This is a genomic window from Sphingopyxis sp. GW821-FHT02C12, assembly GCF_059421785.1.
The window spans coordinates 2,184,983-2,206,976 of record NZ_JBWKVQ010000001.1 but is presented as its reverse complement, the minus strand read 5'-3'; the positions used below and the strand labels follow the sequence as shown (position 1 = coordinate 2,206,976).

At 65.8% G+C, this 21,994-nt stretch carries 20 protein-coding genes and 1 tRNA gene; 10 read left to right on the top strand and 11 right to left on the bottom strand.

All coding sequences use genetic code 11. The annotated features are described in order from the left end of the window. The first annotated feature begins 3 nt into the window (after positions 1 to 3). The gene (locus AC07U1_RS10645; RefSeq protein ID WP_495176547.1) at positions 4 to 690 is read left to right on the top strand and encodes a winged helix-turn-helix domain-containing protein; all 687 of its coding nucleotides are present in this window, start codon (positions 4 to 6) and stop codon (positions 688 to 690) included. Positions 691 to 695: 5 nt separating this feature from the next. Beyond that, the gene (locus AC07U1_RS10640) at positions 696 to 2,075 is read left to right on the top strand and encodes a sensor histidine kinase (protein ID WP_495176548.1); all 1,380 of its coding nucleotides are present in this window, start codon (positions 696 to 698) and stop codon (positions 2,073 to 2,075) included. Here the strand turns inward: AC07U1_RS10640 and AC07U1_RS10635 are convergent. From AC07U1_RS10635 to AC07U1_RS10610, 6 genes are all read right to left on the bottom strand, one after another. After that, on the bottom strand, positions 2,072 to 2,404 hold the full coding sequence (locus tag AC07U1_RS10635) for a hypothetical protein (RefSeq protein WP_262407955.1): 333 nt from the start codon (positions 2,402 to 2,404) through the stop codon (positions 2,072 to 2,074). The two genes, AC07U1_RS10640 and AC07U1_RS10635, sit on opposite strands and share 4 nt — an antisense overlap. A 171-nt stretch (positions 2,405 to 2,575) precedes the next feature. Continuing rightward, entirely contained in the window at positions 2,576 to 3,796 is a 1,221-nt protein-coding gene (locus AC07U1_RS10630; protein ID WP_495176549.1) for a serine hydrolase domain-containing protein, read from the bottom strand. Between the two features lie 37 nt (positions 3,797 to 3,833). Beyond that, a complete protein-coding gene (locus AC07U1_RS10625; RefSeq protein ID WP_495176550.1) occupies positions 3,834 to 5,636 on the bottom strand; it encodes a flavin-containing monooxygenase in 1,803 nt (600 codons plus the stop codon). A 45-nt stretch (positions 5,637 to 5,681) separates the two neighbouring features. Next, positions 5,682 to 6,569 (bottom strand): alpha/beta hydrolase, encoded by an 888-nt coding sequence (locus tag AC07U1_RS10620; RefSeq protein ID WP_495176551.1) that lies wholly within the window; start codon positions 6,567 to 6,569, stop codon positions 5,682 to 5,684. Between the two features lie 21 nt (positions 6,570 to 6,590). Next, positions 6,591 to 8,210 carry a flavin-containing monooxygenase gene (locus AC07U1_RS10615; protein WP_495176552.1) on the bottom strand — a complete coding sequence of 540 codons (1,620 nt, stop codon included), beginning with the start codon at positions 8,208 to 8,210 and terminating at the stop codon, positions 6,591 to 6,593. A gap of 60 nt (positions 8,211 to 8,270) precedes the next feature. Next, complete coding sequence (locus AC07U1_RS10610) at positions 8,271 to 10,673, bottom strand: TonB-dependent receptor (RefSeq protein WP_495176553.1); 2,403 nt, start codon at positions 10,671 to 10,673, stop codon at positions 8,271 to 8,273. A gap of 255 nt (positions 10,674 to 10,928) precedes the next feature. Here AC07U1_RS10610 and AC07U1_RS10605 point away from each other — a divergent pair, with 255 nt between their 5' ends. Next, entirely contained in the window at positions 10,929 to 11,390 is a 462-nt protein-coding gene (locus AC07U1_RS10605) for an Lrp/AsnC family transcriptional regulator (RefSeq protein ID WP_495176554.1), read from the top strand. Beyond that, positions 11,387 to 11,905, top strand: a complete 519-nt coding sequence (locus AC07U1_RS10600; protein ID WP_187140869.1) for an Lrp/AsnC family transcriptional regulator — start codon at positions 11,387 to 11,389, stop codon at positions 11,903 to 11,905. Before AC07U1_RS10605 ends, AC07U1_RS10600 begins: the two co-directional genes overlap by 4 nt. A gap of 147 nt (positions 11,906 to 12,052) precedes the next feature. On the opposite strand, the gene AC07U1_RS10595 is transcribed toward AC07U1_RS10600, so the two are convergent. Further along, a tRNA-Gln gene (locus AC07U1_RS10595) sits at positions 12,053 to 12,127 on the bottom strand. Between the two features lie 55 nt (positions 12,128 to 12,182). Beyond that, positions 12,183 to 13,268: a branched-chain amino acid aminotransferase gene (locus AC07U1_RS10590; RefSeq protein WP_495176555.1), complete on the bottom strand. Its 1,086-nt coding sequence runs from the start codon at positions 13,266 to 13,268 to the stop codon at positions 12,183 to 12,185. 77 nt (positions 13,269 to 13,345) lie between these two features. Here AC07U1_RS10590 and AC07U1_RS10585 point away from each other — a divergent pair, with 77 nt between their 5' ends. Next, positions 13,346 to 13,855 carry a MarR family winged helix-turn-helix transcriptional regulator gene (locus AC07U1_RS10585; RefSeq protein ID WP_187140871.1) on the top strand — a complete coding sequence of 170 codons (510 nt, stop codon included), beginning with the start codon at positions 13,346 to 13,348 and terminating at the stop codon, positions 13,853 to 13,855. A gap of 92 nt (positions 13,856 to 13,947) precedes the next feature. Here the strand turns inward: AC07U1_RS10585 and proC are convergent, their stop codons facing one another. Together proC and AC07U1_RS10575 are read right to left on the bottom strand one after the other, a co-directional pair. Then, entirely contained in the window at positions 13,948 to 14,778 is an 831-nt protein-coding gene (gene proC, locus AC07U1_RS10580) for a pyrroline-5-carboxylate reductase (RefSeq protein ID WP_492736663.1), read from the bottom strand. An 18-nt stretch (positions 14,779 to 14,796) separates the two neighbouring features. Further along, on the bottom strand, positions 14,797 to 16,464 hold the full coding sequence (locus AC07U1_RS10575) for an alkaline phosphatase family protein (protein WP_495177462.1): 1,668 nt from the start codon (positions 16,462 to 16,464) through the stop codon (positions 14,797 to 14,799). A 106-nt stretch (positions 16,465 to 16,570) separates the two neighbouring features. Here AC07U1_RS10575 and AC07U1_RS10570 point away from each other — a divergent pair, with 106 nt between their 5' ends. From AC07U1_RS10570 to AC07U1_RS10550, 5 genes are all read left to right on the top strand, one after another. Next, positions 16,571 to 18,640: a protein-disulfide reductase DsbD family protein gene (locus AC07U1_RS10570; protein ID WP_495176556.1), complete on the top strand. Its 2,070-nt coding sequence runs from the start codon at positions 16,571 to 16,573 to the stop codon at positions 18,638 to 18,640. Further along, entirely contained in the window at positions 18,640 to 19,380 is a 741-nt protein-coding gene (locus AC07U1_RS10565) for a TlyA family RNA methyltransferase (protein ID WP_495176557.1), read from the top strand. The genes AC07U1_RS10570 and AC07U1_RS10565 overlap by 1 nt, the downstream gene beginning before the upstream one ends. A gap of 61 nt (positions 19,381 to 19,441) precedes the next feature. Next, the gene (locus tag AC07U1_RS10560; RefSeq protein ID WP_495176558.1) at positions 19,442 to 19,990 is read left to right on the top strand and encodes a TspO/MBR family protein; all 549 of its coding nucleotides are present in this window, start codon (positions 19,442 to 19,444) and stop codon (positions 19,988 to 19,990) included. 39 nt (positions 19,991 to 20,029) lie between these two features. Continuing rightward, positions 20,030 to 20,344 carry an accessory factor UbiK family protein gene (locus AC07U1_RS10555; protein ID WP_187140876.1) on the top strand — a complete coding sequence of 105 codons (315 nt, stop codon included), beginning with the start codon at positions 20,030 to 20,032 and terminating at the stop codon, positions 20,342 to 20,344. A gap of 45 nt (positions 20,345 to 20,389) precedes the next feature. After that, positions 20,390 to 20,896 carry a type III secretion system chaperone family protein gene (locus AC07U1_RS10550; RefSeq protein WP_056346382.1) on the top strand — a complete coding sequence of 169 codons (507 nt, stop codon included), beginning with the start codon at positions 20,390 to 20,392 and terminating at the stop codon, positions 20,894 to 20,896. A 107-nt stretch (positions 20,897 to 21,003) separates the two neighbouring features. Here AC07U1_RS10550 and AC07U1_RS10545 read toward each other — a convergent pair whose 3' ends face one another. Continuing rightward, positions 21,004 to 21,954: a right-handed parallel beta-helix repeat-containing protein gene (locus AC07U1_RS10545; protein ID WP_187140877.1), complete on the bottom strand. Its 951-nt coding sequence runs from the start codon at positions 21,952 to 21,954 to the stop codon at positions 21,004 to 21,006. Between the last annotated feature and the right edge of the window lie 40 nt (positions 21,955 to 21,994).

Below are 21,994 nucleotides of genomic sequence, written 5' to 3'. Positions count from 1 at the left end.
GCGATGTCGCAAAAGATATTGGTGATCGAGGACGATAGGACGACGGCGGATTTCATCTGCAAAAGCCTGATCGAACAAGGCTTTCTGGTCGACCATGCCAGCGACGGGCGCGACGGCCTGTTCCATGCGACCGACGGCAGTTACGACGCGATCGTCCTCGACCGCATGCTGCCCGGCATGGACGGCATGGCGGTGCTGGCCGCGATGCGCGCCGCGCACATCGCCACCCCCGTCATCATTCTCTCGTCGCTCGGCGCGGTCGATGCGCGGGTCGAAGGGCTGACGTCGGGCGCAAGTGACTATCTCACCAAGCCGTTCGCCTTTTCGGAACTGCTCGCCCGGTTGCAACTGCTGATGGCCAGGCCATCGGGCGCGACGACCGCCGAAACAATTCTCGCGTGCCAGGATCTGGAGATGAACCTGCTCAATCGCCGCGTCACCCGTGCCGGCAAGCGCGTCGACCTGCAACCGCGCGAGTTCCGCTTGCTCGAATATCTGCTGCGACACAAGGATCGGGTCGTGACCCGGACGATGATGCTCGAGGGCGTCTGGGAATATCATTTCGACCCCGGCACCAACGTCGTCGACGTCCATGTCAGCCGGCTGCGCCGCAAGGTCGACGATGGGTTCGACAAGCCGCTCGTCCACACCATTCGCGGCGCCGGCTATATGCTCGGCGATCCGGACTAGGCCGTATGCGTTGGGGCAACAGCACGATCGTCCGCCTGACGTTGATGCTCGTGCTCGCGCAGGTCGCGGCGCTGGCGCTGGGGCTGACCGTCATCCACCGATTCACCTCGGCGACGATCCTGTCCGACGCGCGCATCGCCGCCGAAGTCGCGCGCGACGACCTGATCGACGATTATCGCCAGCTCGGCCTGCCCGGCCTGATCGAGGCGATCGATTACCGGTTGAAGGCGCGCGACGATCGCAATTTCATCGTCCTGCTGAAAGCGCCGGACGGAAAGCGCCTGGCGGGCAATCTGCGCGAATGGCCGGCGACCGTCGCCGACACCGCGCACTGGCGACAAAGGTCGCTCACCCGCGAAGGCGCCACCGCCGCCGAACCGATGGGCGTGGTCACCGCGCGCCTGCCCGGCGGCTATGCCCTGCTGACCGGCGAGACATTGGAAGCGCAGCGCCAACTGGCCGAGGCCAGCGAGACGGCCTTTTTCTACGCGCTCGCCGTCGGGCTTTTGATCGCTGCGCTGATGGCCGCGCTCGTGGCGTGGATATTGGCGCGCCGGATCGATGTCTTCTCGCGCGCGGCCAACGCGTTTGTCGGCGGCAAGCTCGACACCCGCGTCGAACGCGACGAAACCGGCGATGCCTTCGACCGGCTGGCGCTCTCGATCAACGCGATGTTCGGCCGCATCGCAGGGCTGGTGCGCGAATTGCGCATGGTGACCGATTCGATGGCGCATGATCTGCGTTCGCCGGTATCGCGGATGAAGGCGCGCCTCGAACAGGCGCTCGGGCGGACAAAGGATGCGGAGGCGCAGGCCGCGATTGCCGGCGCGATCGAGGAAGCCGACAGCCTGCACCGCCTGCTCGACACCGCGCTCGAGATCAGCCGGGCCGAGGCCGGTATCGGCCGCGACCAGTTCGCACGCTTTGCCCTGCGTCCGATGCTCGATGACATGGCGGAGGTCTATGGCCCGCTGGCCGAGGATCGCGGCTTTGCGATGGTCGTCGATGCGCCCGCCCAACTCGAGATATTCGCCCACCGCGAATTGCTGGTGCGCGCGCTGTCGAACCTTGTCGACAATGCGCTCAAATATGCGGCGGGTGGATCGGCGATCCGGATCGGCGCGCACCCGATGGACGGCAACAGCATCGACCTGACGGTGGACGACGACGGTCCGGGCCTGACCAGCGAGCAGATGGCCGAAGCGGCGCAGCGCTTTGTCCGCCTCGACCCGGCGCGCGGCGGCACCGGCGCGGGGCTTGGCCTGTCGCTCGTCGAAACCATCGCGCACCTGCACGGCGGCACGATGCGACTCGAATCCCATTCTCCGCACGGGCTGCTGGTGCGGCTGGCCTTGCCGATCGCCGCCGAGCGTCACCTATCCTAGATATGCACGGCATAGGTGATGACGAAGCAGGCGACCGTCATCAACAGCATGGCGGCGATGAAGCTGGCATCCGCGAGTTGCTCGAGCCGGTGCAGCCGCCGCGACGAATTCAGCCGCAGGGCGAAATAGGATGACAGCATCGCGGTGAGGAACAGCAGCGCGTCGATCGCCAGCAGGTCGTCGGCAGCCGTCGTGCGCCGGGCGACGCTGATGCTGACCTGCAAGATCCCGATCCCGGTCAGGCACACCCCGACCATCGCCGCCGCGATCGGGCAGATCAGCCGACAGGTGCGCTCGTCGAGCTCGGCGCTGGAAACGGGCAAGGCCATGTCATCCTCCGCAGGACACGCAACCGAGGGAGCCGCGGATATCCTTCCCGCGCAGGCCCGCCATAGCGGCGTCGCCGCTGCCGGTGCATGGCCAATAAATTACGCGGCGGTAATGTCGTTGCTCGGTGCGCTCGCCCGGCCCGTCGCCCTGTTTCGGATTTGTCGGCGCCCTCACACCCAGGCGCCGCTCGCTTTCGATCGGTAACCAAGCGCGCGATAGGCGGCGTCGATGAGCAGTTGCGCCCGATCGCCGACCATCACGCCCGCGCCCATCCGGTTCATCGTGTAGCCGAACCCCATGCGCGCCGCGGGATCCGCGAAGCCGACCGAACCGCCAAAACCGACATGGCCGAACGCGTCCTCGGAGAGGAGGAGCGTACAATCGACCAGATGCGAAGCCGACCGATTGTCGGTCGTCTTCATGAAACCCAGCCCGAACCGCATCGGCATCAGCAGCGTCGCATCAAGATGGCTCGCGCTGGCTGTCCGCCCCATGCGGGCGACCGTATCGGTGGTGAGTAGATCGCCATTGGCGAGTGCCGAATAGAGGGTGGCCAGCCCCCGCGCATTGGTCATGCCGTTGAGCGATCCGATCTCGACCGGCCAATAGGCCGGGTCGTTGCAGTCATAGGCGCCGTCGTTGGTCATCATCAGCGTGAAGGGCGCGCCGGGTTCATTCTCGATCGCATGGTTGGCGCGCGACCGGCCACCGAACAGCGGATCGGTCGGATAGACCATCGGCGCCACCCGCCGATGTTCGCTGGCCGGCAGGCCGAGCCAGAAATCGACGCCCAGAGGCACCGCCAGCTCGCTGCGGATATAATCGCCGAGCGGCACGCCGACGGCGCGGCGAAAAAGCCCACCGAGCGTCCAGGCGTATGTGTGACCGTGATAGCCGTGGCGCGTTCCCGGAACCCAGAACGGACGTTCGGCGGCGACCCGGTCGCACATATAGTCGAAATCCGCGAAGCCCCTCGGTTTCACCGGATCGCGCAGCGCGGGAACCCCGACCGAATGATCGAGGATCATCGCGACGGTGGCATCTTCCTTCCCCTCGCGGGCGAATTCGGGCCAATAGCGGGCGATCGGCGCGTCGAGGTCGATATGGCCCCTCTCGACCGCGTGATGCGCGGCGATCGCCGCGATGCCCTTGGTGCTCGACCACACGATCGAGATCGTGTCTTCGTCCCACGCGTCGCCGCCCACGGCCTTGCGACCGCCCCACAAATCAACCGCAAGCCGCCCTTCGTGAAAGAGCGAGAGGCTCGCGCCGATCTCGCCCCGTGCCTCGAAGTTCGCGGTGAAGATATCCGCCAGTTCGGCGAAAGCCGAATCCACATGCCCGTATACGGTGCCGGCAATCGTCGAACGCTCGATCCGGTCGAATGTCATCAGCCTCTCCTGTCGATTTCCAGATAGCGCCGCGCGATCACCGGAGCGTCGCGCCGGCAAAGCCCTGATGCTCGCGCCAGTCGGTGACCATCTCGACCCAGGCGAAAAGACCGCCGGGGTAAACGGCGTCGGTGAGCCCCTTGCCGCGCTTCACTGGCATGCCCTCATTGTTGAAATAGCCCGGCGTGCAGGCCGAGTGAAAGGCGACATCGGCCTCGCGGGCTTCCACGATCGCTTCGACATAATCATCCTCGGCCTGCGCGCTCGCTTCGATCTCGTCGAAGCCGCGTTCGCGCACCAGCTCGATCGTCCGGGCAAGATGGCGCCCCTGGCGCAGCATCATCTCGGTATAATTGATCGTGAGCCCGACATGCACCGTTCCCATCAGGAACAGGTTGGGAAAGCCGTGGATCAGCGACCCGTGGAGCGACCGCGCGCCGTCGCGCCAATGCTCGCGCAGGGTCACCCCGCCGCGCCCGGCGATCTCATAACCCTTGCGGGAGGACAGGTCGCTGGCAAAGCCCGAGGCGAAGATGATCGCATCGACGGGATATTCGGTCCCGTCGACGACGAACCCCGCCTCGGTGAGCCGTTCCAGGCCGGCGGCTCCGCTCACGTCGACAAGCTCGACATTGTCCCGGTTGAAGGTGGGCAGATAGAGGTCGTTGAAAGTGGGTCGCTTGCAGAAATAGCGGTACCATGGTTTCAGCAGCGCGGCGGCCGCGTCCTTGTGGACCACGCGGTCGATACGGCCGCGAAGTTTCGCCATATAACGAAGGTCGGCGCGCTCGGCGGCTTCCGCGGCCGCCTCGGCCGAAACATCGCTTTCCTTCCGGTCGCCGCCATAGACGCTCGCAAGCTCCGCGGTCGCGTGCGTCCAGCCATCGTCGACCAGATCCTCGTCCTGCTGGCCGCCGAGCACGAGCGTCGAATAGTTGAGCATCCGGCGATCCTGCCAGCCCGGCTCGAGCGTCGCCGCCCAGGCGGGATCGGTCGGTCTGTTCAGTCGCTCGCCCACAACGACCGGGGTGCGCTGAAGGACGTAAAGATGCGCAGCCGACGGCGCGATATAGGGGACGACCTGCACCGCCGAAGCACCGGTCCCGACGACCGCCACCCGCTTGCCCTCCAGCCCGGTACAATTGCCCGACGCGTCGCCGCCGGTATAATCATAGTCCCATCGGCAACTGTGGAAGATGCGGCCGCGAAAGGCGTCGAGGCCCGGAAGATCGGGAAGCCGCGGCTGGTCCTGGCCGCCGCCCGCCATGACGACGAAATTGGACCGGATCGTGTCGCCGCGGTCGGTGCGCACCGTCCAGCGCTCCGCGTCGGACCAGCGCACATCGGTCACGCCGGTATGAAACAGCGCATCCTTATAAAGGTCGAAATGCTGCCCCAACCGCCGGGCATGCGCGAGGATTTCGGGCTGGTGCGAATATTTCTCCCTGGGAATATAGTCGGTTTCCTCAAGGTACGGCAGATAGATGTAGGATTCGACGTCGCACTGGGCGCCAGGGTAGCGGTTCCAGTACCACACTCCGCCAAAGTCCCCCGCCGTATCGAGAATGCGGATCGGTCCGATGCCGCATCGGTGCATCTCGATCGCCGCGATCAGCCCGGCAAAGCCCGCGCCGATGACAAGCGCCCCGACCTGCTCGTCGCGTACTTCGCGCTCGATACGCGGGATATAGGTGTCGGCAAGGTCGATCGCCATCCCGGTATCGAGCGTGCGATACGCGGTCCGACCGTGGCGTCCCGCACGTTTGTCGCGTTCGGCACCATATTTGGCGCGTGCCCATTCGAGATCGTCCTCGGCGGCGGGCATCACATCGTCAAGCATCGGGGAGGCCTTTCTGCGGGGGACGGCGGACAGCGGGCGCCATGATCAGGCGTCCCCGCCAAAGTGGCGCGAGAGGAAGCCGCAGGCGCGCGCAAGCGCTTCGGCGCCCTCGGGGATCGCGGGAAAGAACCAGGGCCAGACATGGACCATGTCCGCGCGCAGTTCGACATCGACGTCGACGTCGGCATCCCCCAGCGACTTCGCGAGGTTGAGCGCGTCGTCCATCAGCACCTCGGCGGTCCCCGCCTGGATGAAGACCGGGGGGCAACCGCGAAAATCGGCGAAGGCGGGAGAAACACGCGGATCGCTGACCGCGATGTCGCCAGCGTAAAAGCCGGCCATCCGCGCGAGCAGGTCGGCGTTGGCGAGCGGATCGACGTCGCGCTTCAAGGTTCGCGATGTCGCGGTGTCCGAAAGGTCGGCCCAGGGCGACATGCAATAGATGCTTGCCGGCAGCGGGCGCTGTTCGCGCAGCAGTTCGGCCACCAGGGCCATTACCAGCCCCGCGCCGGCGCTGTCGCCGACAAGGGCGATCTTCTCGCCGTCCGCCCCTGCCAGCAGGTCGGAATAGGCGCGCTTCAGATCCTCGAGCCCGGCGGGATAGGCGTGTTCGGGCGCGAGGCGATAATCGATCACCGCCACCCGGCTGCCCGTCTGCCGCGCGATCTCGCCGCCGAGGTGGCGGTGCGAGTCCAGCCCGCCGATGCAATAGCCGCCGCCGTGGACGAGCAGGATCGCGTGGCTGGGCGCGTTCGCCACGCTAAGCCATTCGGCAGGCCGGCCGCCGAGCGTCGCCCTTTCGACCAGGACATCGGGCGGGAGCGGGAAGGCGTCGCCCATGGCGCGGTACGCCTCGCGCATTTCCATAATGTCGGTCGGCATGGGCGAAGCGAACAATTGTTCGACGAGGGATTGGAAGGCGTCGCTGGGCATGGTCCTCTCCTTTGCGGGCGTTCAGGCGGCCGAACGCGCGGGCGCCATGTCGAAGCCGCGATAATCTTGCTCGACCGTCTCGCGGCAGACCTGCAGGAAAAATTGCTGCCCCAGCGTGTAGAGGAGCATCTTCCGTTCGTTTCGCCCGGCGATGTTGTGATTGATCCCGGTGAACCAGCTGTTGGTCTTGCCGGCGAGCAGGAGGTCGGCCTGGTCGAGAACCTGTTTTGTCCAGTCCTGCTCGGCCGCCACCGTCGCCTCGCATCGTGCCAGGCCGCGGCGCTCCATATGCCCGACAAGGTCGGCGATGAATTCGACATTCTGCTCGGCGCAGCGCGGTACGTTGCAGAAGGTCGCGCCGCTGTGCGGGCCGACGATCATGAAGAAGTTCGGAAAGCCGTGGCTCTGCAGCCCGAGGAAGGTGACGGGACCGTCGTCCCACTTCTCCCGCAGCGTGAGGCCGCCCTGCCCCACGATCTCGATGCGGTCGAACGCTCCGCGTACCGCGTCGAAGCCGGTTGCATAGATGATGACATCGAGCGGCACGAACCCGCTGTCGAATGTCATGCCGCCCGGCGTGATCGCGCGCAGCGGGTCGGCGTTGACGTCGACGAGGTCGACATTGGGCTGGTTGAACACCTCGTAATAGCCGGTCTCCATCGGCACCCGCCGGGTGCCGAAGAGATGGTCGGTGGGAATCAGTTTCTCGGCCGTTTTGGGGTCCGTCACGCGCTCGCGGATCTTGCGCGCCAGAAAGTCGCTCGCGAGCCGCGCGGCCTTTTCATCGACCGACAGGTCGGCGAAATTGCTCAGCCAGAAGGCGAAGCCGCGCTCGCCATATTTTTGTTCGTAGAACGCCTCGCGTTCCGCATCGCTGACGTCCGACGTCGAACGCGGGTCCCAATTGTGGAGAAAGCCCGCGTCGCTGCTCCGGCAGGACTCGAAAATATCGGCATAGCGCGCCTTGATGTCCGCCATTTCATCGGGCGTGATCGGCGCGTTGCAGAGCGGCTTGCTCCAATTGGGTTCCTTTTGCACCACGGTAAGGTGGCCCGCGATCTTGGCCACCTCCTGGATGACCTGGATCCCGGTCGCGCCGGTACCGACCACGGCGACCCGCTTTCCGGCCAGATCGATGCCGCCGCGCGGCCAGTCGGACGTGTGGAAAGACGCTCCTGCGAAACTGCCGCGTCCCGGAAAATCGGGAATGACCGGGATCGACAATATTCCGATGGCGGTCACCAGATATTTGGCGCGCACCGCATAGCCGTCGTCGCATCGTACCACCCAGCGACCGTCCGCCTCGTCCCAGTGCGCCGACACCACTCGCGTCGCGAAGCGGATATCCTTTCGCAGGTCGAGCTTGTCGGCGACGCGCCGAAGATAGGCGAACGTCTCGGGCTGCGGCGCGAAATGCTCGCTCCAGTCCCACTCCTGCAGCATCTCCTCGTCGAACGAGAAGCAATAGCTGTAGCTTTCGGAATCGAAGCGGCAGCCGGGATAGCGGTTCCAGTACCAGGTACCGCCCACTTCGCTGCCCGCCTCCAGCGCCTGGACGGTGAGTCCCAGGCCGCGCAGAAGATGAAGCTGGTACATGCCCGACATGCCGGCACCGATGACGATCGCATCGAGTTCGATCATGGATTTCACTCCGGGGGAAAGACGTCCCGGCCAGGCGCTGGCCGGGACAGGGGGGAGGAGTCAGAAGCGGAAGCTGACGTCGACGCCATAGGTGCGCGGTTCGCCCGGCACGGCGAGATTGTATCCGCCCGCAGTGCCGAGCCCGATGCCACCCACGAAATATTCCTTGTCGAAGATGTTCTTGGCAAAAAGGGCTGCCGAGACCCCCGACCCGCCGATATTGTCGAGCCCGATCCGCGCGTTCACCAACTCATAGGAAGGAAGCAGCGTCCCCGGCGCGCCGCTCTTGCCATAGTTCGAGAAATAGAGGCTCGACTGGGCATAGACATCGAGGCGCGCGCGCAGTTCGCCCGTGTTCCCCCCGAGCGGCGCGGTCACGTCGATGTAGCCGCTGCCCGAATATCTGGTCACATCGGCGAAGGTCGTGAAATCGATGAAGGTGCCGAACAGCGTCTGCTGCGTGTCGCCGCGATATTTGGGATCGGTGTGGTTGAACGAACCGCCGATCACCACGCCGGGTGCCAGCGTGACCTCGGCATCGAACTCGACCCCCTGGAATATGGCACCGTCGGCGTTGACGGTCGCACCGCCAGGCCCGACATCGGGGAAGGTCAGATAGGCGATGCGCTGGATGCCATCGACCCAGCTTTTGTAGACAGCGAGATTGGCGCGCGTGCGCACCGTGCCGAGATGGCCGTTGAACTTCGCGCCGAATTCGACATCCTCGATCTTCTCGGGGTTGAAGGTGTTGCCGCCGAGTTCGGCGATCGCGTTGACCGGCGGTGCGTTGTAGTTGAAGCCGCCGCCGCGCCAGCTGCCGCGATAGGTGCCGTAGAAGAAGAGCGAGGGCGTCGCCTGATATTCGAGGCCAAGCGTCCAGCTCGGTTCGCTGTCCTTGCGTTTTTCAACGATCCCCGCCGGATAGAAGGGCGCGAAACCCGACACCTCGGTGAACTTGTTTCGCTCCTGCGTGTAGCGGATGCCGCCCGTCGCGCTCAACTCGTCGGTCAGCTTGAACGACAGCTGCGCGAACGCGCCGATGCTCGAGATGTCAAAATCACCCTCGAGACGATTGCCGAGCGGCAGGCTGCCGCCGAAGACCGGGCCGAGGATCGGATTGGCGACGGGGCCGAGATCGAAATAGTTGAAGTCCTGCCCGCTCGTCCGTTTCTCGTTCGAATAATAGATGCCGACGATATAGTTCAGCCGGTTGTCGATCGCCTCGCCCGACAGCTGCAATTCCTCGGACAGCGATTCGACGCGATTGAGCGTCTGCACGCGCCCGTAAAAGGGAAGCGGGCTGCCGTCCTGGTCGAACAGCGAGACGTTGCGGTTGTACGAATAGCCGGCGATATTCTTGATCTCGGCGCTGTCCGAGATCGCGATCGTGGTCGTGTTGATGATGAAGGCGCTTTTGGCATCAAGCCCCGTCTCGGCGTCGAGATAGGTCGCGCGATTGCCCAGCGCGCGCTGGATCGAGACATATTCGCCGTAACCGCCCGCCGGGCTTCCCGGATAGGCGGCCCGCAGCGCCGCATAGGCGCCCGGTCCGGCCAGCGTGTCGAGTATCGGACTGTAGAAAGTGGTCAGCGTCGCGGGAAGCACCTGCCCATTCGGCCCGACCGACCCGGGTTCGTTCGCGGAGAAGGCCAGAAGCGGATCGCCATTGCCCTTCGTGCGCCCATATTGCGCGACGAACTTCGACTCGATCTTATCGCCGATCTCGAAACTGAGCGAGGCGCGCACCGACCAGCGATCGATATCGTTGAGACGTTCGCCATTGACGAGATTGCGCACGAAGCCGTCGCGCTGGTCGATCATGCCCGCCACGCGGAGGCCGGCGCTGTCGCCGAGCGGGACGTTCAGCATCCCCTCGGCCTGCCAAGCTCCCAGATTGCCGACACGGCCGCGCGCAAAGCCGCGGACCGCATCGAATTCGGGGTCCGCCGTCGAAAAGAGCACCGCACCGCCGGTCGTGTTGCGTCCGAACAGGGTCCCCTGCGGCCCCTTGAGCACCTGTACCGAGGCGAGGTCGTACAGCGATCCCGCGCTCAGCGCGTTGGTCTGGAACTCGTTCACATAGGTCAACACGCCGGGCTGGGACACGCTGAACGCATCGATCGACTGGCCGCGGATCGCATAGCTGAACTGGCTGCTACCCTGCGTCGAGCGAACGATCAGGCCGGGAGTCGCGGTCTGCAGGTCGGCTTCCGAATTGATGCTGCGCGACTGCAACGCATCGCTGGTCAGCACCGAAACCGCGACCGGCGTGCGGCTCAACCCTTCCTCGCGCCGGCGCGCGGTGACGACGATGTCGCCGTCGGTGGCGTCGGTCGACGTGTCGGCCGCTTCCGCGGGTGTCGCAGCATCCTGCGCCTCGGCGGCCAGCGGATATGCCAGGGCCAGCGGCAGCAGGCTCCTCGCCAGCAAAAAGCGGACTTGGTGCACGGATTTCGGATTCATGGCTTTCCCTCTCCCATCGACCGCCGCGCTACGGCGGCTGTGTCAGCCGCTCCCATCGCGGCCACTGCTCATTGTCGAGCTTTTGTCGAGGCTCATGTTCTTCGATGTATGCGAACCTGTCAAATGGTTTTTGGAACGCATTATTCGTACATTTGGTACCATATGCGATAATCGCAGAATTTTCTTGAGTTACGGGCAGCTTGGTATCATGCCCGCCTCAGGCGATCCGGCTCGCGGTGACGTCGAGGGAGGCATATGGGTTCGAACAAACGTCTGGATTCGGTCGACCGGCAAATCATCGCGATTCTCGCGCACGCGCCCCAGACGTCCAACCGTGACCTGGCGGTAAAACTCGGCGTGGCCGAGAGTACCATATCGGTCCGCATCGACACGTTGATCCGCGAGAAGGTGATCAAGCTTTCGGTTCAGCAAAATATCGTCAAGGCCGGCTATGGCGTATTGGGCTGGATCGATGTGAGCTGCGCGTTCGGGGATGCCGAAAGGATTGCGGCAGACGTCGGCAAGATCGAGAATGTCTTTTCGATCTCGCTCTTTTTCGAGAATCCCTTCCTTCAGGTGATGGTGTTCGTGCAGAGCGCCGCCGACCTTCGCGACCTGATCGAGAACAGGATCGGCACCATAGCCGGGGTCAGTGGAATCGCCGCGGACGTTTCGATCGGCGAAGCGTGCATCAAGCAGGGCATCGCATCACTGTGAGCGGATCGTTCATCCCCGACGCGATCGACCGGCGCATCATGGCCTTGCTTCATGACGATGGGCGAACGAGCAATCGCGCGATCGGCCGGCAGCTCGAGCTGTCGGAAGCCGCCATTCGCAAGCGGCTGAAACGCCTCACCGACTCCGGGCTGATTACATATGGGCTGCTGATCGACGTCGCCGCCACGAACATGCGGATATTCGGCTGGATGTATATCGAGGTGCATCCCCTGCATCTGAGCGCGGCGTACAAGGCAATCGCCGGCATGGATCGCTGCTCGGGCTGCGCGATGAAGACCGGGGCGTATAATCTGCTCGCGCATATGTATGCCAAGGATCAGCGCGCGATGACCGCCACGATCGAAAACATCTATCGTATCGAAGGCGTGACACGCGTCACTTTTCGGCAGGTCAACAAATATCCGACGCACCGGCACGAGTTCATCGTCGACACACGCGAGCATGAGTTCCGCAGTTGGCACGGCAACGTGGTTCATGCCGACCCGCCCCAATAGACTGTTGAGCGAGACAATGCCGAAGCGCCGATATTCGATTGTTGGTCGAAAATAGCCACTCTCGGGAGCCGCCTTACACGGGCGCAAACAGCGCAGATGGAGCGCAAGGCACGCCTGTGAAAAGCCGCGTGGCCTGGTCACACCGGCTGGCTGGGGCGGCAGGATTCGAACCTGCGAATGGCGGCATCAAAAGCCGCTGCCTTACCACTTGGCGACGCCCCAACGGGCCGGTGCGAGGGCGCTCTATAGCGCCGGGTGCATGAATGGCAAGGCGGGCTTAGAGCCGCGTCACCCAGCCATGCGGGTCGGCCGAACGGCCGCGCTGGATGTCGACGAGCTTGTCCTTGAGCATCGCGGTCACCTGTCCGGGGCCGCCCGCACCGATCGTGAAGCTGCTCTCGCCGCGCGTCACCTTGCCCACCGGGGTCACCACCGCGGCGGTACCGCAGGCGAAGCTTTCGGTCAGCTTGCCGCTTTCCGCATCGGCCTGCCACTGGTCGATCGCATAGGGTTCCTCGCGCACCGTCAGCCCGGCGTCGCGCGCCAGCGTGATGATCGCGTCGCGCGTGATCCCCGGCAGGATCGTGCCGGTCAGCGGCGGGGTGACGATGCTGCCGTCGTCGAACACGAAGAACATGTTCATGCCGCCCAGTTCCTCGATCCAGCGATGCTCGGCGGCGTCGAGGAAGACGACCTGATCGTGACCCTTGGCGATCGCCTCGCGCTGCGCGACAAGGCTCGATGCATAATTGCCGCCGCATTTGGCGGCACCCGTGCCGCCGGGCGCGGCGCGGGTGTAATCCTCCGACACCCAGAGCGAGATCGCCGGGGCGCCCGAGCGGAAATAATTGCCGACCGGCGAAATGATGACGAGGAACTGATATTCGGCGGCCGGCTTGACGCCGAGGAACACCTCGCTCGCGAACATGAAGGGGCGCAGGTACAGCGCGCCGCCGTCGACCGGCGGAAACCAGCGGGCGTCGGCGGCCACGGCTTCCTTGACCGCGGCGATGAACAGTTCCTCGGGCAGTTCGGCCATCGCCATGCGCCGCGCACTGGCATTGAAGCGCGCGGCATTGGCCTCGACGCGGAACAGCGCCATCGACCCGTCGTCGAGCCGATAGGCTTTCAGCCCCTCGAAGATTTCCTGCGCATAATGGAGCACCGCGGTCGCGGGGTCGAGCGTCAGCGGGCCGCGCGGCATCACCTGCGCGTCGTGCCAGCCCTGCCCCTCGGTATAACGAATCGACACCATATGATCGGTGAAGACACGCCCGAACACCGGATCGGCGATCGCCGCCGCGCGGTCGTCGTCCGCGACGGGATTGGGGTGCGGCAGACGGGCGAAGGCGGGAGCGGACATGGATCAACCTTGAAGCTAGGGGGTCAATGGAGCGCGCCTCTTGCCAAAGCGCGGCCCTTCGCGCAACGCTAGTGACTATGCCCGACGACAATTTTCTTTCACAAGTACCCAGCGCTTCGGCTCTTTTCTTGCGCGAGGAAGAGGTTCGCCGCGGCATCGAGTTTCTGTTTTTCGCCCATGCGTCGCTGTGGCGCACGATCGACGCGCGGCTGGCCGAGCAGGAATTGGGCCGCGCCCATTACCGCGCGCTCTATTTTATCGCGCGCCAGCCCGGCCTCGCGATTTCGGACCTGCTCGCCCTGCTCGGCATCACCAAACAGTCGCTGGGACGTGTGGTGAAGGACCTCGAGGCGCGCGAACTGCTGACGACGCGTCCCGGCGGCCGCGACCGGCGGCAAAAGGAGCTGCGGCTGACCGACGAAGGCCGCGCGATCGAGGCGGCGATCTTCGCGCTGCTGCGCGACGCGATGAGCCGCGCCTATACCCATGCGGGACAACAGGCGGTGACGGGCTTCTGGCAGGTCAGCGAGGCGTTGCTTCCGGCCCGCGAGCGCGAACGGGTCGGCAAATTGGGGAGCGAAAACTGAGCGTCGTCCCCGCGTAGGCGGGGGCCGCTAGAAGTTCGACACGGCGAGGCTGAGATATGCCGACAACGGCCCCGCCTTCGCGGAGGGCGTCGTCAGCCTTCCCCGCGCGCCAGATCCGCGAGTTCGCGGCCACGATCGCGCGCGGCGCGCAGCACATTGGTCATCAGCGCGACGAGCTGGCCACCCTCGTCGAGGATGTCGAGCCCCGCCTGCGTCGTGCCGCCCTTGCTCGCGACCTGTGCGACGAGCACCCCCGGCTTTTCCCCGCTGTCGGCGAGCAGCGCGGTCGAGCCGCCGAAGGTCGCCAGCGCCAGCGCCAGCGCGTCCTCGCTCGACAGGCCAAGCCGTTCGCCGGCCGCAGCATAGGCTTCGATCAGGCGAAAGACGAAAGCCGGGCCGCTGCCGGTGAAGGCGGTGACCAGATCCATCGTCGAATCGTCGGCGAGCGGCACGACCTGGCCGAGGGGTTTCAGCAGCGCGGTGACCGCCTTATCGTCGGTCCGGCCAAGGCTGGCGACCGCCGACACCCCGGCGCCGATCCGCGCTGCGAGGTTCGGCAGGATGCGCACCTGTGCGCGGGCATTTGGAAAACGCGCGACAAGATCGGTCAACGACACCCCGGCGAGGATCGAGAGCAGATGGACGTCGTCGGTCACCTGCGGCGCGAGTTCGCCCGCGACTTCGCCGAGTTGCTGCGGCTTCATGCCGAGCATGATCCAGTCGGCATCGCCGCCCGCCGCCTGCCATTCGGCGAGTGCGGCATATTGGACGATGCCTTCGCGCGGGGCCGCCGCCGGATCGACGATCGCGACCTGCGCGGGATCGAGCCCCGCGGCCAGCCAGCGGTCGAGCATCGCACCAGCCATGTTGCCGCAGCCGACCAGCAACAGCTGGCCGGAAAAAGTCCGCAATGTCTTGGTCATGGTCTTTTCTTTTCGTTGTTACCGACAGCTGCTGTCCGGACCCGAAAGCAGGTCGAGGCAGCGGCCGTCGATCTTGGTGGCGTCCACCGGCAGGTCGATCAGCCCGGCCAGCGTGGGGAGAATATCGACCGTCATCACCGCATTGGGCTGTTCAAAACCGGCCAGCCCCTTGCGCCAGAACAGCATCGGTACGCGCCGGTCATAATCCCACACCGATCCGTGCGTCGCGACATAGCCAAGGCCGGATTCGGGGATCGGGGTCACGCGCGGTTTGAGCACGACGATGAAATCGCCCGAACGCTGCGGATTGTAGGACGCCCGCAGCTTGTCCATCATCGACCAGACGTCGGGCGCGCGTTTCGAGATCGGATATTTCGCCAGCTCCTCGCCGGTCACCACCGCCTCGACCTGCGGATGCGCGCGCCAGCGGGCGAGCAGTTCGGCCGACGCCGCCTTGCGCTGCGCCGGGGTCAGCGCCTTCGACAGATACATGTCGCCGAACGGGCCGTCGCTATAGAGCAAAGGTTGCGGCAGGCCGAGCTTTTCGGCGACCGCCTTGCCCAGCTGGTCGGCGTCGAGTCCGCGGTCGACGCGCTCGGCGGCGGGCCAGGCATTCTGGCGGTTGCGCTCGGGCAGGTCGTGGCCGCCATGGTCGGCGGTCAGCGCGACCGCATAGTCGATGCCGCTTGCATCGAGCCGCGCGAAGAAATCGCCGAGTTCGCGGTCGAGACCCGCCATCTGCAGGCACATTTCACTGCCCTCGGTGCCATAAGTGTGGCCGACATAGTCGGTCGCCGACAGCCCGACGATGAGCAGGTCGGTGGTGTCGCCCTCGCCCATCTTGCGCGTCTGTCGCAGCGCGGCGGCGGTCGCGAGGACCGCGCCATCGGCTTCGGGCGAGGCCATGAAGCCGCGGAAATTATTGGCGTCTCGCGCCAGACGGCCGGTGCCGACGGTGCCACCCTTGTCGATGGGGATCGCGATGTCCTTGGCGGCGCAATCGGCAGGCAGCGTGAGGCCGGGACGCGGCTGCGCCATCGCGGCGGCGATCGCTGCGCCGGCCTGCGTCGCGACCGGCGACAGCGCGGTGCCGCGATAGCTGGTGAGGCCGGTGGGAACGAGCCACATCAGTTCGTCGGCCTGGTGCCCGCCCATCATGATCGCGGCGCGGTCCTTGCCCGCAACCGACACGACCTGTGTCCGGGGATCGCGCGCCTTCATCAGGTCGCCGAGCGTCGGGACGAGCAGATGCTTGACCGAGGCGGCATATTTGCCGCTGCCCGACGTCGTCCCCGCGACGCTCTCATCCTCGGCGCAATAGACGCGCTTGTCGTCGCGCGGCGTCGACAGGTCGAAATAATTGTTCGCGATGATCCCGGTGTGCGCGGGGTGGTTGCCGGTCAGGATCGTCGAATGGCCCGGGCAGGTTTCGGTCGCGCCATGCGACTGATAGCCGGCGGGGAAGACGACGCCCGAGGCAAGCCGCGCGAGGCCCCAAGTGAATTTACCACGATATTCGGCGAAGATGTCGGCCGAAAACTGATCGACCGCGACCATGACGATCAGCTTGGGCGGCGGCGTCTGCGCGGTGACCTTCTGTACAGGCGCGGCCGCATCCTGCGCGAAGCTGGCACCGGTTCCGGCGACACAAAGCGCGGCGGCGAGGGCGGTGTTGAGATATTTCATCTTCACGGGCGGCTTCTCCGATACAGGGGGTGTCAGCGCGGGCTGTCCTCTCGACGAAAGCCGCCTATATGGCAAGCCTCGAACGATGGATGGACATAGGACGGGCATGGATCGCAGCAGGGACGCTTTTGTGACAGGGGCTTGGCGCACGCTGCTCGCCATGCTGGCGCTGGCGATGCTCGCCCTCGCCCCCGCCCGCGCGCAGCCGGTGAACATCACGCCCGAACTGATCGCCGAGTCGCCGGCGCCCGCGCCGGGCACGACATCGACGCTGGCGCTGAGCATGACGCCCGCCAAGGGCTGGCACGGCTATTGGCTCAACGGCGGCGATGCCGGGTTCGGCATGTCGGTCGACTGGAACCTGCCCGACGGCGTGACCGTCGCCCCCTTCCGCTACCCGGTGCCCGAGGCGCTGATGCTGTTCGGCATGATGAACCATGTCTATGAGCATCCCTATGCGCTGCTCGCCGACGTCCGCATCGACAAGAGCGTCGCGCCGGGCACCGACCTGACCCTGTCGGGCATCGCCAACTGGCTTGCCTGCACCGACAAGGTGTGCGTCCCCGAAAAGGCAGTGATTTCGGTCAAGCTGACCGCGGGCGACGGGACAATCCCGGCCGTATCGCGCACGCGCTTCGACGCCTGGCGCGCGCGGCTGCCGCAGCCGCTCGACCGCCCGGGGACGTGGGAGCGCCGCGGCCAGACCTTGCGCTTCGGCATCCCGCTGCCCGAGGGCACGGCAATCGACGCGCCGCACCTGTTCCTCGAGACGCAGAATCTGATCGACTATCCCGCCCCGCAAAATTTCAGCCGCAACGGCGACTGGATCATCGTCGAAACCCGCGCCAATGGCGACGCCACCGGGCAGGTGCAGGGGCTGGTCAAGCTCGCCGACGGGCGCGGGCTGACGGTGGTGTTCGAACCGGCAGCCGTGCGTGCAGTCGGCGAACCGATCGCGGTCGCCAAGCCGGGTATCGACATGGGGCTGTTTTGGGCCGCGCTCGGCGGTGCGATCCTTGGCGGACTGATCCTCAACCTGATGCCGTGCGTCTTCCCGATCCTCAGCCTCAAGGCGCTCAGCCTCGCGCGCTCGGGCGGCGACGCGCGCGAAGCGAAGGTCGAGGCGCTCGCCTACACCGCGGGCGCGGTGCTGGTCAGCCTCGCGCTCGGCGGCCTACTGCTCGCGCTGCGCGCGGCAGGCGAGCAGGTCGGCTGGGCGTTCCAATTGCAGCATCCGCTGAGCGTGTTCATCCTGCTGCTGCTCGCGATCGCGATCACGCTCAACCTGCTCGGCACCTACGAACTGCCGTCCTTCGGCGGCGGGCAAAAGCTCGCGGACCGGGGCGGCGCGGCGGGCGGCTTCTGGACCGGCGCGCTCGCGGCTTTCGTTGCGACCCCGTGCAGCGGGCCGCTGCTCGGTGCCGCGCTTGGCGCGACGCTGGTGCTTCCGGCCTGGGCCGCGCTGCCGATCTTCGGCGGGCTCGGGCTCGGGCTGGCCCTCCCCTTCCTCGCTATCGGTTTCCTTCCCGCGCTACGCCGCCGCCTGCCCAAGCCGGGACCGTGGATGGCGACCTTCCGCAAATGGATGGCGCTGCCGATGGGGCTGACGGCACTGGCGCTCGCGTGGCTGCTGTGGCGACAGGCCGGTAACGCAGGATGGCAGTCGGCGCTCGCCGCCATCATCTGGTCCATCGTGTTCTTTAACGCGCTCGGACGGCAACAGCGCGGACAGGCGGGTCGGCGGGCTGTTCTCTTTTTCCTCTTCGTCGCGGTCGCCATCACGGCGATCAGCGGAAGAGGGCTGGTCCATGCCGCTCGGAACGATGCCGAATCGACCATCGCTGGCGACCGTTTTTCCCCCGAAGCCCTCACCACTGCCCGCGCCTCGGGCAAGCCCGTCTTCGTCTATTTCACCGCTGACTGGTGCCTGTCGTGCAAGGCGAACGAGGCGGGCGCGATCAACCGCGAGGCGGTGCAGGAGGCTTTCAAGGCGAAGGGCGTCGTCACCCTCGTCGGCGACTGGACCAATGGCGACCCCGTCATCACCCGCACATTGGCCGAGCATGGCCGCAACAGCGTGCCGCTCTATCTCTGGTACGCCCCCGGCGCCGACAAGCCCGAGATCCTGCCGCAAATCCTGACGCCCGGCACGCTTACCGGTCTGGCCGAGCGCTGATGGCCAAGGTTCGCGCCGACCAGTTGCTTGTCGACTTAGGCCTCGCCGAAAGCCGGACGCGGGCGCAGGCGCTGATCCTCGCCGGCCTCGCCTTTATCGGCGATCGCAAGGTCGACAAGGCGGGGCAGCAGGTCGCCGCCGATGCCGACGTCAGCGTCAAGGGCCGCGACCATCCCTGGGTGTCGCGCGGCGGGGTCAAGCTCGACCATGCGCTGGCGCATCTCGGCTGGGACGTGGCGGGCGCGGTCGCGATCGATGTCGGATCCTCGACCGGCGGCTTCACCGACGTGCTGCTCGGCCGCGGCGCCGCCCGCGTCTATGCCGTCGATTCGGGGACCAACCAGCTCGCCTGGAAGCTGCGGCAGGACGACCGTGTCATCGTCCATGAACAGACGAGCGCGCGCATCCTGACGGCGACGCATATCCCCGAGACGATCGACCTGATCGTCTGCGACGCGAGCTTCATCGCCTTGGCAAAGGTGCTGCCGGTGCCGATGTCCTTCGCGAAGGACGGCGCGCGCTTGGTCGCGCTGATCAAGCCGCAGTTCGAGGCCGAACGCGGCGAGATCGGCAAGAAGGGCGTCGTCCGCGATGCCGCGGTGCATGCGCGCGTGTGCACCGAGGTGCGGAGCTGGCTGGAGGGCGAAGGCTGGGCGGTCGTCGATCTGGTCGAAAGCCCGATCACCGGACCCGAGGGCAATGTCGAATTCCTGATCGCCGCCGTCAAAGGTCCCGCTTGACGCTGCGCCGCGCAATCGCGACACCGCTGCAACGGAATCGCAAGCGAGGGGTATTGCGGGGATGACGGAAATCGCCACGCCGGGTCAGCTACGCATGTCCTATCTGCGCTGGGCGCTGGTGACGGTTCCGGCAGTCGTCCTGCTCGGCAGCCTGTCGGGCCTGCTGTCCAACAGCGGCTATGCCAATCGCTGGTTCGCCGCGCTCGACCTCCCCGCGATCACACCGCCGGGCTGGGTGTTCGCCACGGTGTGGCCCGCGCTCTACATCTGCCTCGGCCTCTCGCTCGCGATGGTGCTCCACGCGCGCGGCGCCAGGGGGCGCGGGCTCGCGCTGCTGCTTTTCTTCGTTCAACTGATCGCCAATTTCGCCTGGTCGCCGCTGTTCTTCGGCGCGCACGAGGTGACCAAGGCCTTTTACCTGATCGTCTTCATCCTGCTGATGACGATCGCCACCGCCTTCGCCTTCGCCCCGATCCGCAAGGCGGCGGCGTGGCTGCTCGTCCCCTATATGATCTGGCTGAGCTTTGCCGCGATCCTCAATTTCCAGATCGATCAGCGCAATCCCGACGCCGAAGCCCTTGTTCCGCACGCGGCAAGCACCCAGATATAGTCCGGCAAGGGGTCTCTCCCCCGACGAAGGAAGTAAGACATGCAGAGCGAAAACCGCTTTTTCGACGATCTGGCCAAGATGGTGAATGGCGTTGCCGGAACCGTCGCCGGCGCCGGCCGCGAGGCCGAATCCGCGATGCGCGAGCGCGCCAAGGAATGGATCGGCCGCATGGATTTCGTCAGCCGCGAGGAATTCGAGGCGGTGAAACAGATGGCCGCCACCGCGCGCGCCGAGGCCGAGGCGCTGAAGGCACGGCTCGACAAGCTGGAAGGCGTGAGCAAGGCCGATACCGTCAGGACGCCCCCGGGCAAACCGGCGGCCAAGCCCGCCGCGGCGCGCAAGCCCAAGGCCTGACGCAGCGACTCGCCACCTTGCGCGTTTGTCGCTAAAGGCGCGCGCATGAGTGACGATATCTACGACGAAGACGACGGCCATGACGCGGCGCCGATGGAAATGCTGGCGTCCTATTTCGCCGCGCACGACTGGCCGCACGAAATGGTCGGCGAGGACGAGATCGTCGCGACCGCGCAGGGCAGCTGGACGACCTATGAACTGCGCGCCGTTTGGCGCGCCGACGACGGCGTCATCCAGCTGCTCGCCTTTCCCGACATCCGCGTCGTCGAGGACAAGCGGGCCGTCGCGCACGAAGCGCTGGCGCTGATCAACGAACAACTCTGGCTCGGCCATTTCGAACTGTGGTCGAACAGCGGCACGATCCTGTTCCGCCACGGCCTGTTGCTCGGCAGCGAGGCCTCGCTGCCGCTCGACCTGACCGAGACGCTGATCGAAAGCGCGATCGACGAATGCGAGCGCTTTTACCCGGTATTCCAGTTCGTGCTGTGGGGCGGCAAAAGCCCGGCGGAAGCGCTGGCGGCATCGCTGATCGAAACGCGCGGCGAGGCCTGACGCCCACCCCTATTCCGTTTGTGTCGAGCGAAGTCGAGACAGGTGAAGGCGCGCACGATATCGGCGTGTCTCGACTTCGCTCGACACAAACGGGTTGAGAGCTTCGTTCAGCGCTTCTCGAACCGCGTCAGCCCCGCACCCAGCTCATTCTGCCCGATCGCCAGCGCCTCGCCGCTCCAGTCGGCGACGAACACCGATTTGCGGTCCATGCCCGCGGGCAGGGTCGCACGATTGCCTTCGATCACCAGCCCGCGCGACGGGTTCTTACGCTCCTCGGCGGCAATCGCGATCAGCGCCGAATAATTTTCCTTGTCGCGGCCCTGGATCAGCATGTTGTTCGCGATCCGGCCGACCGATCCCGACGGCAGGTCGATCATATAGTTGGTCGCTGTGCCCTGCGTGTCGTCGAAGCTGTTGTCGCGCACATCGACCTGGATGCCGCGCGACTTGAAATAATGGCCGCCGCTGCCCTTTTCGAAACGCGTGCGGGTGACGACGACACGGCCGTAAATGCCGGTGTAGACGCTGTGCGCGCAGCTCAGCCCGCGGTCGCAGCGGCCGAGGCGAGAAAAGGTCGACCGGTCGATGGTCAGCGTCGCCTCGGGATCGTCAGCGGTAAGGATGCCTTCCTCGCTGTTGCGGAACAGGCTGTTGGCGATTTCGAGGTCGCTTTTCTCCAGCCGGATGCCCGCGCCATTGCCGTCGGGCACGCGCATGTTCTGGAACACGATCCCGTCGACCTTCGCGCCCGCGCCGCGCAGTACCAGCGCCGCCTTGCCCTCGCAGGTCACACCGTCGAAGATCGCACGGCCCGGTTCGGCGGCGACGAAGGCGATGCGCCCTGCGGTCTGGATCGCGCAGTCGCGATGATAGCCCGGCGCGATGGTAATCGTCCCCTGTCCCTCGCCGATCGCGTCGACCGCATCCTGCAGGCGCGAGAAGCCCCGGCCGTCGATGCTGTAGGGGGCACCGCCACCGGTTTGCGCGGGCGCGGGGGCGGCAATAACCGCAGCGGCGATGAGCAGCGCGGTGACGAGGCTGGGACGAATGCGGATCATCGCGCACCTATAGGCGACGGGGACGGGGCAGTCGTTTGCA

Excerpts from the sequence above, each read along its gene's own strand:
- AC07U1_RS10555 (WP_187140876.1), top strand. The coding sequence starts at position 20,030 with ATGCAGAGCGAAAACCGCTTTTTCGACGATCTGGCCAAGATGGTGAAT.
- AC07U1_RS10625 (WP_495176550.1), bottom strand. The coding sequence starts at position 5,636 with ATGCTTGACGATGTGATGCCCGCCGCCGAGGACGATCTCGAATGGGCA.
- AC07U1_RS10630 (WP_495176549.1), bottom strand. The coding sequence starts at position 3,796 with ATGACATTCGACCGGATCGAGCGTTCGACGATTGCCGGCACCGTATAC.
- AC07U1_RS10560 (WP_495176558.1), top strand. The coding sequence starts at position 19,442 with ATGACGGAAATCGCCACGCCGGGTCAGCTACGCATGTCCTATCTGCGC.
- AC07U1_RS10585 (WP_187140871.1), top strand. The coding sequence starts at position 13,346 with ATGCCCGACGACAATTTTCTTTCACAAGTACCCAGCGCTTCGGCTCTT.
- AC07U1_RS10635 (WP_262407955.1), bottom strand. The coding sequence starts at position 2,404 with ATGGCCTTGCCCGTTTCCAGCGCCGAGCTCGACGAGCGCACCTGTCGG.
- proC (WP_492736663.1), bottom strand. The coding sequence starts at position 14,778 with ATGACCAAGACATTGCGGACTTTTTCCGGCCAGCTGTTGCTGGTCGGC.
- AC07U1_RS10590 (WP_495176555.1), bottom strand. The coding sequence starts at position 13,268 with ATGTCCGCTCCCGCCTTCGCCCGTCTGCCGCACCCCAATCCCGTCGCG.
- AC07U1_RS10605 (WP_495176554.1), top strand. The coding sequence starts at position 10,929 with ATGGGTTCGAACAAACGTCTGGATTCGGTCGACCGGCAAATCATCGCG.
- AC07U1_RS10610 (WP_495176553.1), bottom strand. The coding sequence starts at position 10,673 with ATGAATCCGAAATCCGTGCACCAAGTCCGCTTTTTGCTGGCGAGGAGC.
- AC07U1_RS10545 (WP_187140877.1), bottom strand. The coding sequence starts at position 21,954 with ATGATCCGCATTCGTCCCAGCCTCGTCACCGCGCTGCTCATCGCCGCT.
- AC07U1_RS10615 (WP_495176552.1), bottom strand. The coding sequence starts at position 8,210 with ATGATCGAACTCGATGCGATCGTCATCGGTGCCGGCATGTCGGGCATG.
- AC07U1_RS10640 (WP_495176548.1), top strand. The coding sequence starts at position 696 with ATGCGTTGGGGCAACAGCACGATCGTCCGCCTGACGTTGATGCTCGTG.
- AC07U1_RS10620 (WP_495176551.1), bottom strand. The coding sequence starts at position 6,569 with ATGCCCAGCGACGCCTTCCAATCCCTCGTCGAACAATTGTTCGCTTCG.
- AC07U1_RS10550 (WP_056346382.1), top strand. The coding sequence starts at position 20,390 with ATGAGTGACGATATCTACGACGAAGACGACGGCCATGACGCGGCGCCG.
- AC07U1_RS10575 (WP_495177462.1), bottom strand. The coding sequence starts at position 16,464 with ATGAAATATCTCAACACCGCCCTCGCCGCCGCGCTTTGTGTCGCCGGA.
- AC07U1_RS10645 (WP_495176547.1), top strand. The coding sequence starts at position 4 with ATGTCGCAAAAGATATTGGTGATCGAGGACGATAGGACGACGGCGGAT.
- AC07U1_RS10565 (WP_495176557.1), top strand. The coding sequence starts at position 18,640 with ATGGCCAAGGTTCGCGCCGACCAGTTGCTTGTCGACTTAGGCCTCGCC.
- AC07U1_RS10570 (WP_495176556.1), top strand. The coding sequence starts at position 16,571 with ATGGATCGCAGCAGGGACGCTTTTGTGACAGGGGCTTGGCGCACGCTG.